General features: G+C 59.2%; 9 protein-coding genes. 2 read left to right on the top strand and 7 right to left on the bottom strand.

Translation table 11 applies throughout. The features are described from left to right. Positions 1–31: 31 nt before the first annotated feature. Positions 32–2,761 carry a two-component sensor histidine kinase BarA gene (barA, locus tag ACCC84_RS13735; RefSeq protein WP_004955320.1) on the top strand — a complete coding sequence of 910 codons (2,730 nt, stop codon included), beginning with the start codon at positions 32–34 and terminating at the stop codon, positions 2,759–2,761. 96 nt (positions 2,762–2,857) lie between these two features. Here barA and ACCC84_RS13730 read toward each other — a convergent pair whose 3' ends face one another. The 6 genes from ACCC84_RS13730 to ACCC84_RS13705 are packed head-to-tail and all read right to left on the bottom strand — an operon-like array spanning position 2,858 to position 9,781. Continuing rightward, positions 2,858–3,997 carry a glycerate kinase gene (locus ACCC84_RS13730; protein WP_004955322.1) on the bottom strand — a complete coding sequence of 380 codons (1,140 nt, stop codon included), beginning with the start codon at positions 3,995–3,997 and terminating at the stop codon, positions 2,858–2,860. 12 nt (positions 3,998–4,009) lie between these two features. Continuing rightward, entirely contained in the window at positions 4,010–4,900 is an 891-nt protein-coding gene (gene garR, locus ACCC84_RS13725; protein ID WP_004955324.1) for a 2-hydroxy-3-oxopropionate reductase, read from the bottom strand. A 10-nt stretch (positions 4,901–4,910) separates the two neighbouring features. Continuing rightward, positions 4,911–5,684 carry a 2-dehydro-3-deoxyglucarate aldolase gene (gene garL / locus ACCC84_RS13720; protein WP_039991144.1) on the bottom strand — a complete coding sequence of 258 codons (774 nt, stop codon included), beginning with the start codon at positions 5,682–5,684 and terminating at the stop codon, positions 4,911–4,913. Positions 5,685–5,728: 44 nt separating this feature from the next. After that, on the bottom strand, positions 5,729–7,069 hold the full coding sequence (gudD, locus tag ACCC84_RS13715) for a glucarate dehydratase (RefSeq protein ID WP_039991146.1): 1,341 nt from the start codon (positions 7,067–7,069) through the stop codon (positions 5,729–5,731). A 22-nt stretch (positions 7,070–7,091) separates the two neighbouring features. Beyond that, positions 7,092–8,429: an enolase C-terminal domain-like protein gene (locus ACCC84_RS13710; protein WP_004955330.1), complete on the bottom strand. Its 1,338-nt coding sequence runs from the start codon at positions 8,427–8,429 to the stop codon at positions 7,092–7,094. Further along, positions 8,426–9,781 carry an MFS transporter gene (locus ACCC84_RS13705; protein ID WP_004955332.1) on the bottom strand — a complete coding sequence of 452 codons (1,356 nt, stop codon included), beginning with the start codon at positions 9,779–9,781 and terminating at the stop codon, positions 8,426–8,428. Before ACCC84_RS13705 ends, ACCC84_RS13710 begins: the two co-directional genes overlap by 4 nt. 453 nt (positions 9,782–10,234) lie before the next feature. Between ACCC84_RS13705 and garD the strand changes: the two genes are divergently transcribed. Beyond that, positions 10,235–11,800, top strand: a complete 1,566-nt coding sequence (gene garD, locus ACCC84_RS13700) for a galactarate dehydratase (RefSeq protein WP_039991147.1) — start codon at positions 10,235–10,237, stop codon at positions 11,798–11,800. 142 nt (positions 11,801–11,942) lie between these two features. Here garD and ACCC84_RS13695 read toward each other — a convergent pair whose 3' ends face one another. Beyond that, a complete protein-coding gene (locus ACCC84_RS13695) occupies positions 11,943–13,097 on the bottom strand; it encodes a CdaR family transcriptional regulator (protein ID WP_004955335.1) in 1,155 nt (384 codons plus the stop codon). Positions 13,098–13,188 lie beyond the last annotated feature (91 nt).

Genomic DNA, 13,188 nt, shown 5'->3' with positions numbered 1-13,188 from the left:
GATGAGCGCAATTCTCCCACATTGGATTCCCATGACCAAATACAGTCTGCGCGCACGCATGATGGTACTGATTCTGGCCCCGACGTTATTGATCGGCCTGCTGCTCAGTACCTTCTTTGTGGTGCACCGTTACAATGAGCTGCAAGAACAACTGGTTGATGCCGGCGCCAGCATCATTGAACCGCTGGCAGTGGCCAGCGAATACGGCATGACATTCCGCAGCCGCGAGTCGGTACGCCAGTTGGTCAGCCTGCTGCATCGCCGCCATTCGGACATTGTGCGCTCCATCACGGTGTTTGACGCGCAGAACAACCTGTTTGTCACCTCCAATTATCACCATAATTTTGGCCAGTTGCAGTTACCGAAGGGTGTGCCAATGCCCACAGAACTGATGCTGACACGGCGTGGTGATTCGCTGATCCTGCGGACCCCGATCCTGTCGGAAAGCCAATACCCCGACGAAACCGCCAGTGCCGACGTGCAACCGAATAATAATCTCGGCTACGTGGCGATTGAGCTGGATCTGCAATCGGTACGCCTGCAGCAGTATAAGGAAGTGTTTGTTTCCACCCTGCTGTTGCTGCTGTGCATGTGCATTGCCATTCTGTTTGCCTACCGCCTGATGCGCGACGTCACCGGCCCGATCCGCAACATGGTCAATACCGTCGACCGCATCCGCCGCGGCCAGCTCGACAGTCGGGTCGAAGGCTTTATGCTCGGCGAACTGCATATGCTAAAGAATGGCATCAACTCAATGGCGATGTCGTTGACCGCCTATCACGAAGAGATGCAGCAGAACATCGATCAGGCCACCTCCGATTTGCGCGAAACGCTGGAGCAGATGGAGATCCAAAACGTCGAGCTGGATCTGGCGAAGAAACGGGCGCAAGAAGCGGCGCGCATCAAGTCCGAGTTTCTGGCCAACATGTCGCACGAGCTGCGTACCCCGCTCAACGGGGTGATCGGCTTTACCCGCCAGACGCTGAAAACCGATCTGAGCGCCACGCAAACCGACTATCTGCAAACCATCGAGCGCTCGGCGAATAATCTGCTGACCATCATTAACGATGTGCTGGACTTCTCCAAACTGGAAGCCGGCAAACTGGTGCTGGAGCACATTCCGTTCGCACTGCGCGAAACGCTGGACGAAGTCATCGTGCTGCTGGCACCCAGCGCGCATGAAAAAGGGCTGGAGCTGACGCTGGATGTACATAACGACGTCCCGGAGCAGGTGATCGGCGATTCGCTGCGCTTGCAGCAGGTGATCACCAACCTGTTGGGCAACGCGGTGAAATTTACCGAAACCGGCAATATTGATATTCGCGTCGAATTGCGCAACCGCTTTGAACGTCAGGTTGAACTGGAAGTACAGATCCACGACACCGGCATCGGTATTTCCGAGCGCCAGCAATCGCAGCTGTTCCAGGCCTTCCGCCAGGCTGATGCCAGCATTTCCCGCCGTCATGGTGGCACCGGCCTTGGGCTGGTGATCACCCAGAAGCTGGTAAAGGAAATGGGCGGCGATATCTGCTTCCACAGCCAGTTGAACCGCGGTTCGACCTTCTGGTTCCATATCACCCTCGATCTGAACGAAGGCATGCTGACGTTGCCGTCACGCTTACCTGAGCTGCAGGGGAAAACGCTGGCCTACATTGAAGCCAACCCAACGGCAGCACAGGCGACGCTGAATATGCTCAGCGTAACGCAGCTGATCGTTACCCATTCGCCGACCTTCGCCCAATTGGCGAAAAACGACTACGATTTTCTGCTGGTCGGCATACCGATCCCGTTCCGCGACACCATTGGCCAGCATAAGGAAAAACTGCAAGAAGCGTTGCAACTGGCCAAACGGGTGATCCTGGCACTGCCCTGCCAGTCACAGATCGATGCCGAACAGCTTAAGCAGCTTGGCGCCGTGGGTTGCCTGACCAAGCCGATTACCGCCAATCGCCTGTACCCGCTGCTGCGCATGGAAAACCCGGCTCGGCAGAACGCATTGCCGGAACGCCGACGTTTACCACTGACGGTGCTGGCAGTGGACGATAATCCGGCCAATCTGAAGCTTATCGGCACGCTGCTGAACGAGCAGGTGGAACAGACCTTGCTATGCGAAAGCGGCGAGGAAGCGATCGCGCTGGCACGCGATAACGTGCTCGACATGATCCTGATGGACATTCAGATGCCGAACATCGACGGCATACGCACTGCCGAGCTGATCCGCCAAATGCCACATCACAATTCCACGCCGATCGTGGCGGTCACCGCCCATGCCGTTAGCGGCGAACGCGAGCACCTGTTGCAATCCGGCATGGATGACTATCTGGCAAAACCGATCGACGAGGCGATGCTGACACGCGTGCTGTCGCGTTATCACAGCGACGGTGACCCACAGTCAGCGGCGCTACCGCATGCCGGCGATGCGCAGCTCTCACTCGATTGGCCATTGGCGCTACGCCAGGCAGCCAATAAAGAGGATTTGGCGCGCGATCTGTTGCACATGCTGCTCGACTTCCTGCCGCAGGTTAAAAAGCAGGTGCAGGCCCTGCTGGACGGCACGCTGGAGGTGGAAATTATCGATATCATTCACAAGCTGCACGGCAGTTGCAGCTATAGCGGCGTTCCACGCCTGAAGCAGCTGTGTTTTTATCTTGAGCAACAGCTGCGTCTGGGCGTCAGCCGCAGCGATCTGGAGCCGGAATGGCTGGAACTGCTGGATGAGATAGAACTGGTCAGCCAGGCGGCGCGCCAACATTTACGCTAGACATGCAGACCGGCGCATACCGCCAGACGCTGAGGCCCCCCTGGCCAATATCTCGCGTTACAGAGCGGCCCCTGTAACTCAGGCAGGGGCCAGACGCTACCCTTGCTGCGCCAGTCGCAACGTCGCCGCAATATTGCGCGCCGCCATGCGCACGTTGTCGGCCGCGCCGTTCAGCGCCTCCTCCAGGGTACAAACGCTGTAAAGCACGCTAAATACCGCATCCAGACCGTGTTGATGCACCACGCCGACGTCGGTGCTCAGGCTACCGGCAATGCCGATCACCGGCTTGTTGTGACGTTTGGCCACCCGAGCAACGCCAATCGGCACTTTGCCGTTGATGCTCTGGCTATCGATACGCCCCTCGCCGGTGATCACCAAGGTGGCATCGCGCACCAGAGCATCAAGACCCAGGGCTTCGGTAACGATTTCGATACCCTGCCGCAGTTCGGCCTGACAGAACGCCAACAGCCCGGCCCCCATGCCCCCTGCCGCTCCGGCGCCAGGCACCCGTTCAACGTCGATACCCAGCGTGCGCTCAATCACCTGCGCATAGTGCTGCAAGGCACGGTCCAGCTCGGCCACCATTTGCGGCGTCGCGCCCTTCTGCGGGCCAAAAATGGCGGAGGCGCCATCGGCGCCGGTCAATGGATTGCTGACGTCGCAGGCGACTTCGAATTTGCACTGACCGATGCGCGCATCCAGGCCGCTAAGGTCTATATCGGCCAGCGTCGCCAACGCCGCACCGCCAAACGCGATGTCGTTGCCCTGCTCATCCAGCAAGCGTGCGCCCAACGCCTGCACCATGCCCGCACCGCCGTCATTGGTGGCGCTGCCGCCAATGCCGATAATGCAGTGCTTCACCCCGTGATCGAGCGCACAGCGGATCAGTTCGCCGGTGCCGTACGAGGTGGTGTTCAGCGGATTGCGCCGTTCGGCCGGCAGCCGCTCCAGCCCGCTGGCCGCGGCCATTTCAATAAATGCGCTTTGTTCATCACCGGACAGGCCAAAAAATGCCCGCGTTTTTTCTCCCAATGGCCCGGTCACCTCCACCTCGATTGTCTTGCCACCGGTTGCGGCCACCATCGCCTCAACCGTGCCCTCGCCACCGTCGGCCAGCGGTAATTTAACGTATTCCGCATCGGGGAAAATCTCCCGGAATCCGGCTTCAATACCGGTAGCTACCGCCAGGGCAGATAAACTTTCTTTGTATGAATCCGGCGCAATCACTATTTTCATAAGCAGCCTGCGTTACCTCTGACGAGTGACTTCAACCTGGGCCAATTTTTCGTAATAGCAGGCCAACGCACTGTGATCGGCATTGCCGAGATCGTCAACGCGCAGCGCCTGCATCATTTCCATCACCGCGGCGGTGAGCGGCAGCTGCGCGCCAATGCCATGCGAGGTATCCAGCGCATTGGCCAGATCCTTGATATGCAAGTCGATACGGAATCCCGGCTTGAAGTTGCGATCCATCACCATCGGCGCCTTGGCATCCAGCACCGTGCTACCCGCCAGCCCGCCACGGATTGCCTGGTACACCAGATCCGGGTTGACGCCGGCCTTGGTGGCCAATACCAACGCTTCGGACATCGCGGCAATATTCAGCGCCACAATCACCTGATTAGCCAGTTTGGTGACGTTGCCGGCGCCGATTTCCCCGGTGTGCACCACCGAACCGGCCATCGCTTTCATCACTTCGTAGCAACGCTCAAACACCTCTTTATCGCCGCCAACCATCACCGACAGGCTACCGTCAATCGCCTTCGGCTCGCCACCGCTGACCGGCGCATCCAGCATCGCAATCTGCTTGTCCGCCAGTCTGGCGCTGATTTCACGGCTGGCCAACGGCGCGATCGAGCTCATGTCGATCAGCACGCTGCCCGGCTTGGCGCCGTCGATAACGCCGTGTTCACCTAACACTACCTGCTGTACCTGCGGGGAATTGGGCAGCATGGTGATCACGATGTCGCTCTGCGCCGCTACCGCTTGCGGCGTCTCGGCCGACTCGGCGCCCAGCGCCAGCAGCTCGGCGGTGGTGTCGGCGTGATAATTGAGCACCACCAGTGAATACCCGGCTTTCAGCAGGTTTTTGCTCATCGGCTTGCCCATGATCCCCAGACCAATAAATCCAACTTTCATCGTATTCCCCTTATTTCTCGCTAGTTTTAAAACGGTCGCACAGTGCCTGGGTGGCATTGCGCAACACCCCCAGATCGCTGCCGACGGCGACAAACTGCGCGCCCCATTGCAGGTAGCGACGCGCATCGGCCTCCGCCGGCGCCAAGATGCCGCTCGGTTTACCGGCGGTTTTGGCTCGGTCGAAAATATGGCGGATCACCGCCTGCACTTCCGGGTGATTCGGCTGGCCGAGATATCCCAGCGCCGCCGACAGATCGCCTGGCCCGACAAAAATACCGTCCACGCCGTCCACTGCGGCGATCGCATCCAGGTTATCGACCCCAGCCTGGGTTTCGATCTGCACCAGTACGCTGACGTTGTCATTGATGGTGGCAAAGTAATCCGCCACCGTACCGTAGCCGTTGCTGCGGTGCGAAACCGACACGCCGCGAATGCCGGCCGGCGGGTAGCGCGTCGAGGCCACCGCCTGCAGTGCCTGCTGTTCGCTTTCGACGAACGGGATCAGAAAGTTGTGAAAGCCGATATCCAGCAGCCGTTTGATGATCACCGGCTCGTTGCACGGCGGACGCACCACTGCGGCACTGTCGCTGCCTTTCAATGCCATCAGTTGCGGTACGAAGGTGGTAATGTCGTTGGGGGCATGTTCGCCGTCCAGCACCAGCCAGTCAAAACCGGCCAGCCCCAGTACTTCGGTGGAAATCGGATTGCCCAGCGCCGACCAGCAGCCGATAAGGGTTTCCCCCTGCTGCAATGACTGGCGGAAGCGGTTGTGGCAACTTTTCATGGCGTTTCCTTGTATTTTGCGTTGGGGAAGAAATGCATCGGCGATTAACGCACCAGGCATGGGCGTTTAGGGTCAAAGGTCCAATTGGGGATCAGGTACTGCATGCCCATGGCGTCATCGCGCGCACCGAGGCCGTGGGTTTTGTACAACTCATGGGCCTGCATCAGCCGATCGCGATCGAGCTCGATCCCCAGCCCCGGTTTCTGCGGCACCGCCACGCGGCCGTCGGCAATGCTCAGCGGTTCACGCGTCAGGCGCTGGTTACCCTCCTGCCAGATCCAGTGCGTGTCGATGGCGGTGATATTGCCCGGCGCCGCGGCGGCTACGTGAGTAAACATCGCCAGTGAAATATCAAAATGATTATTGGAGTGAGAGCCCCAGGTGAGACCGAATTCGTGGCACATCTGCGCCACTCGCACCGAACCGCTCATGGTCCAGAAATGCGGATCCGCCAGCGGGATATCCACCGACTGCAATTGCAGCGTGTGGCCCATCTGCCGCCAGTCGGTGGCGATCATGTTGGTGGCGGTCGGCAGGCCGGTGGCGCGGCGGAATTCCGCCATCACCTCGCGGCCGGAAAAACCCTGTTCTGCCCCGCACGGATCTTCCGCGTAGGCCAGCACGTGGCGCAGCTGTTTGCCGAGGCCAATCGCTTCCTCCAGCGACCAGGCGCCGTTGGGATCGAGGGTAATGCGCGCCTGCGGAAAACGCGCCGCCAGCGCCGTGACCGCCTCAGCTTCCTCACTGCCGGCCAACACGCCGCCCTTCAGTTTAAAATCGTTAAAGCCGTATTTTTCATAGGCGGCCTCCGCCAGCCTCACCACCGCCTGCGGCGTCAGCGCGGCTTCGTGACGCAGCCGATACCAGTCGCAGGCGTCGTCAGGCTGACTCTGGTACGACAACGGCGTTTTACGGCGATCGCCGACGTAGAACAGATAGCCAAGCATGTCGACCGAATCGCGCTGCTGCCCATCCCCCAGCAGCGCGGCCACCGGCACCTGCAGGAACTGGCCAAGCAGATCGAGCATCGCTGCCTCAATGCCGGTCACCACGTGAATGGTGGTGCGCAGATCGAAGGTTTGCTGGCCACGCCCCGACGCATCGCGATCGGCGAAACGCTGGCGCACCGCCGCCATGACATTTTTGTATTCACCGAGCGTCTTGCCGATCACCAGCGGTTGCGCGTCCTCCAGCGTCTGGCGGATTTTCTCCCCCCCGGGGATCTCCCCCACGCCGGTGTTGCCGGCGTTATCCTGCAAGATAACGATATTGCGCGTGAAGAACGGCGCATGCGCGCCGCTCAGGTTGAGCAACATGCTGTCGTGGCCGGCAACCGGCACCACTTGCATGGCGGTAATTTTTGGAGCTGCCTGAGTCGTTGTCATGTTCCTGTCCTTTTCGTTAAGTTCAGCGGCCAAACGCCGGGCGCTTGCGATCGAACTGCCAGCCGGGAATCAGATATTGCATTGCCAACGCATCGTTGCGTGCGCCGCTTGGCAGCGCCTGGTGCAGCCGGTGCGCCTGTTCCAGCGCCGCCCAGTCAAGCTCGACGCCCAGCCCCGGCCGATCCGGCAGGGCAATTTTGCCGTCGACAATCTGCAGCGGGTTGTGAGTCAGGTGTTGACCTTCCTGCCAGATCCAGTGGGTATCAATGGCGGTAGGATTGCCCGGCGCCGCCGCGCCGACGTGGGTAAACATCGCCAGTGAAATGTCGAAATGATTATTGGAGTGGCACCCCCAGGTCAGCCCCCACTCGTCACACAGCTGCGCCACGCGCACTGCGCCGTGCATGGTCCAGAAGTGCGGATCCGCCAGCGGGATGTCCACCGCCTGTAGCATCACCGCATGGTTCAGCTCACGCCAGTTGGTGGCGATCATATTGGTGGCAACCGGCAAACCGGTGGCGCGGCGAAACTCGGCCATCACCTCACGACCGGAATAGCCCTGCTGCGCCCCGCACGGATCCTCGGCATAGGCCAGAACGCCCTGCATGCCTTTACATAGCGCGATGGCCTCGTCCAACAGCCATGCGCCATTCGGATCGACGGTGATGCGCGCTTCGGGAAAGCGTTTTGCCAGTTGGCAAACTGCGTCAATCTCCTGTTCGCCCGGCAGAACCCCGCCCTTCAGCTTGAAATCCTTGAAGCCGTAGCGATCTTGCGCCGCCGCCGCCAGCTCGACGATCGCCGCGCTATCCATCGCAGGCCGGTGGCGCAACTGGTACCACGGATGCCGCCCGCTTTCACCGGCCAGATACGGCAAATCGGTCTGTTGCCGATCACCGATGTAAAACAAATAGCCGAGCACCGTAACCTCATCACGCTGTTTACCGGGGCCTAGCAGTTCCGCCACCGGCACGCCGAGAAACTGCCCCAGCAGATCGAGCAGCGCCGCTTCAAGCGCCGCCACCGCGTTGACCCGCAGTTCAAAGGTCCATGCGCCGTTGCCAAAGGCGGCGAAATCCGATGACTGGTTACCGCTATGAATGGCGTGCACCAGCTTGTTCATGCAGGCGATTTGCTGGCCTTCCACCTGCGGGATCGCCGCCAGCAAGGTCTGATAGATCACCTCGCCGCCCGGCGCTTCGCCAACGCCGGTATGCCCGGCGCTGTCGGTCAGCACCACGATGTTGCGAGTGAAGTAGGCGCCGTGCGCACCGCCGATGTTCAGCAGCATGCTGTCATGGCCGGCGACCGGAATGACGCGCATGGCGGTAATCACCGGCGTCGCTTGCGTGTGGCTCATGCGGCACTCCTTGCCATCGGCTTCAGTTCGATACGTTTGATTTCACCGACGATGAACAGATAACTGGCTACCGCCAGCAGCGCATGGATACCAACGTAAATCAGGGCGCCGTTGAATGAACCGGTGGTGCCGATGATGTAGCCGATGGCGATCGGCGTGACGATGCCGGATACATTGCCGAACATGTTGAACAGGCCGCCGCTCAGCCCGCTGATCTCTTTTGGCGCGGTATCCGCCATCACCGCCCAGCCCAGCGCCCCAACCCCTTTGCCGAAGAACGCCATCGCCATGATGCCGACCACCATCCATTCGGTATCGACGTAGTTGCAGAACACCATCGACATCGATAACAGCATGCCAAGCACGATGGGAGCCTTGCGCGAAAAGGTCAGCGACTGGGTACGGCGCATCAGATAGTCGGAAATCACCCCGCCGAGCACCCCGCCGACAAAGCCGCAGATTGCCGGAACCGAGGCCACGAAACCGGCCTTGAGGATCGACATGCCGCGCGCCTGCACCAGATACACCGGGAACCAGGTGATGAAGAAATAGGTCAGCGCATTAATGCAATATTGGCCGATATAGACGCCAATCATCATGCGCGATTGCAGCAGTTGCTTGATCTGGAACCACTTTTCGCCTTTGATTTTTTGCGTTTTTTCCTGCTTCTGATCCATGTTGATCAGCGCACCGCCGGCCTCGATATAGTCCAGTTCGGCCTGGTTGATTCCGGGATGATCCTTGGGATTGTGCAGCACCTTCAGCCAGACAAAGCTCAGAATGATGCCCAGCCCGCCCATAAAGAAGAACACGTGCGCCCAGCCGACCGCATGAGTCAACCACCCCATGATCGGCGCAAAAATCACCGTGGCGAAGTACTGCGCCGAGTTGAAGATTGACACCGCAGTGCCACGTTCATGCGCCGGGAACCAGGCTGCAACAATGCGGCTATTGCCAGGGAAGGAAGGCGCTTCAGCCAGCCCGACCAGAAAACGCAGGGCGAACAGGGAAACGACGATGCCAAAGCCGCTGAAGATGTCCACGAAGCCTTGCAGCAAGGTAAACAGCGACCAGATGAAAATACTCCAGAAGTAGACGCGCTTGGAGCCGAAGCGATCGAGCAGCCAGCCGCCAGGGATCTGGCCGATAACGTACGCCCAGGAAAATGCGGAAAAAATGTAGCCCATTCCGACCGGATCGAGGCCGATATCTTTCGCCATCGATGAACCGGCAATCGACAGCGTTGCGCGGTCGCCGTAGTTGAATGAGGTGACGATAAATAACATCACCACAATCCAGTAACGCGTATTGGTCCTTTTTATTACACTGGTCGCGGAACTGATAGTAGACATGGTGTTCTCCTGAATCTAGCCGTTGCTATATTCATCCTGAACTACATAAATTTCTCAGAACGAAATTGATTGAATTGAATGTCAGCCGTTGTTGAGCAGTGCGATTAATCCGGCAGCGGCAATACCAAACTCAATAAATTTCTCTACGGCAAAAAGTATATGTGCCCGTCCAGGCAGACTCATCGGGCAATACCCCAAGGATCGGCGCAATATTGCCGTTTGTTTATGGCATCTGCCCTATGCTGCGCTGTACAGCTCACGAAACCCGGCCGCGCCGTGAGCCGGCTCACAGCCTATTGGACCGATGCCAAACAATTGAGTCTCCTATTCGCGTAATACCGGTCATTTGCATAATGCCGCCACCAGCCCCCCCCACATATACTGTTCCCTGAGCAGCCCGCCGGTGATATCCCGTAGCGAATAACAATAATAAATATGGCAAGTGAGGTTTTAATGTCTGAAGCAAATAACAATCATGACGCACCGCTGTATATAAAAGTTCATGCGCAAGATAATGTCGCCATCGTGGTTAATAATGACGGCCTGCCAAAAGGAACGCTATTTCCCTGCGGCTTGCAATTAATGGAACATATACCGCAAGGGCATAAGGTGGCGCTGGACGATATTGCCAGCGGCGGCAATATTATTCGCTATGGCGAGATCATCGGCTACGCGCTGCGCAACATCGCCCGCGGCAGCTGGATTGACGAGTCGCTGGTGGTACTGCCGGAAGCGCCCGAGTTGCACAGCCTGCCGCTGGCCAACCGAGTACCGGCGCCGTTAGCGCCGTTGACGGGCTACACCTTTGACGGTTATCGCAATGCCGACGGCAGCGTCGGCACCAAGAATCTGCTGGGTATCACCACCAGCGTGCACTGCGTGGCCGGCGTGGTGGACTTCGTGGTGAAAATCATCGAACGCGATCTGCTGCCAAAGTATCCCAACGTCGATGGCGTGGTGGCATTAAACCACCTGTACGGCTGCGGTGTGGCAATCAATGCCCCTGCGGCGGTAGTGCCGATCCGCACTATTCACAATCTGGCGCTCAACCCCAATTTTGGCGGCGAAGTGATGGTGGTCGGGCTGGGCTGTGAAAAATTGCAGCCGGAACGCCTGCTGCAAGGCACTGACGATGTGCAACCGATCTCGCTCGACGCCGGTGACATCGTGCGCCTGCAGGATGAAAAGCATGTCGGCTTCAAATCGATGGTCGATGATATTCTGGCGCTGGCCGAACGCCATCTGCAACGCCTTAATCAGCGCCGACGCGAACCCTGCCCGGTTTCCGAGCTGGTGGTCGGCATGCAATGCGGCGGCAGCGATGCCTTTTCCGGCGTGACCGCCAATCCGGCGGTGGGCTACGCCTCGGATTTGCTGGTGCGCTGCGGCGCCACGGTGATGTTTTCCGAGGTAACCGAAGTACGCGATGCCATTCACCTGCTGACACCGCGTGTAGCGAACCAACAGGTTGGCAAGCGCTTACTGGAGGAGATGAGCTGGTACGATGATTACCTGAGCCAGGGCCAAACCGATCGCAGCGCCAATCCCTCTCCCGGCAATAAAAAAGGAGGCCTGGCCAACGTGGTGGAAAAAGCGTTGGGTTCGATCGCCAAATCCGGCACCAGCGCGATTGTAGAGGTACTGTCCCCTGGCCAGCGTCCCACCAAACGCGGCCTGATCTTTGCTGCCACGCCGGCCAGCGACTTTGTCTGCGGCACCCAGCAGCTGGCCTCCGGCATCACCCTGCAGGTGTTCACCACCGGCCGCGGCACGCCGTATGGCCTGACGGCGGTACCGGTGATCAAAATGGCCACCCGCAGCGCGCTGGCCGAACGTTGGCACGATCTGATGGACATCAACGCCGGCACCATCGCCACCGGCGAGGCAACGATTGAGCAAGTCGGTTGGCAGCTGTTTGAGCTGATTCTGGCGATCGCCAGCGGCCGTCAGAAAACCTGGTCGGATCAATGGGGGTTGTATAACGCGTTGGCAGTGTTTAATCCTGCGCCCGTCACCTAAATTCCCATCTCCTTCGCCTTTCGCCGCCTAGCGTTGTTGGCTACGCGGCGGCACCCCGGTCACTGACCAATGTCAGCTCCCGGGGATTTAACCTGTTGCCGCCTGGCCACACGACGATATGCCTGGAGCCGAAAACAGCGCGTTATACCTCATCCAGTTGCAGCCCGACGTACAGCAACAGGCGATCGTCGAAACTGGACAGATTTAACCCGGTCAGTTCAGAAATGCGGTTGAGACGGTATTCCAGCGTATTGCGGTGAATATACAGCGCCTTGGCGGTAGCGCTCGGCTGGACGTTATTGAGAAACCAGGCATTCAGCGTACGGCGTAGCAAACCGTTACCGTCCATCGCCTTGAGCCGCGCCAGCGGCCTGACCAATTCATCGGCCTGCCAACCGCCGCGCAGGCTGTCCAGCAGCACCGGCAGCATCAGATCCTGGTAGTAATAGGCGCGTTGATCGAACATCCGCTGTTTGCCAACCGCCATGGTGGTGCGCGCGGTGCGATAAGAACGGGCGATGCTGCCCGGTCCGGTAAAGAAATTGCCCAGCGCCACCCGCACCCGCAGACGGCTGCTTTCATTCATGCGCGACAGCAGGTTTTCCACCCGCCGTCGATGGTCTTCGGCGTCCCAGCGGCCATGCGCGTTAAGCGCCGGCTTCAGCACCACCATTTCGCTCAGTGAAACGATGGCGATCAGGTTGTCGCGCTCCGGCAAGGTCAGCAACGCTTGCAGCTGCTGCAATTCCGCCATCGCGCTGTCAACCCCGAGCTGCCCGCTGTCCACTTCCACCACCGCCACAACCCGCGGCTGGTTAGGATCGATGCCTAACCGCTGCGCCCACTCCATCAGCGCCGGCGACAGCTCTTCGGTGCGGATCAGGTTGAGTACCAGCTCTTCGCGAAAGCGGCTGTCCTGCGCCAGCATATGCATCAGACGCGCCTGTTCGAGCATCATTTCGGCGGTCATGCACACCAGTTCGCCATATTGCCGCAGTTGCGCCGGATTGCCGGTCAGGCCGATAACGCCGACAATTTTCCCGTCGATGCGCAACGGGAGATTGATTCCCGGTCGCACACCGTGCAGATGACGGGCGACCGCCTCATCGATGTCAACCACCCTGGCCTGCGACAGCACCAGCAGTGCACCTTCATGCAACTCGCCGACACGCTCACGATCGCCACTACCGATAATTCGGCCGCGCGCATCCATCACATTGACGTTACCGTCAATGATTTGCATGGTGCGGGCAACGATTTCCTGCGCCAGCTTGCCGTCAAGATGGTATTCCGCCATTCAGTTCTGCCCCAAGCCAATTTAGATAAGCGCCCAGCATACCGACGCCATACGGCCTGCACATTGTGCATATGCCCAAAGCGTTTTGGCA

Source organism: Serratia odorifera (assembly GCF_041448735.1).
Classification (GTDB): domain Bacteria; phylum Pseudomonadota; class Gammaproteobacteria; order Enterobacterales; family Enterobacteriaceae; genus Serratia_F; species Serratia_F odorifera.
The sequence above is the reverse complement of the archived record's forward strand: the minus strand, read 5'-3'. Positions and strand labels throughout refer to the sequence as shown.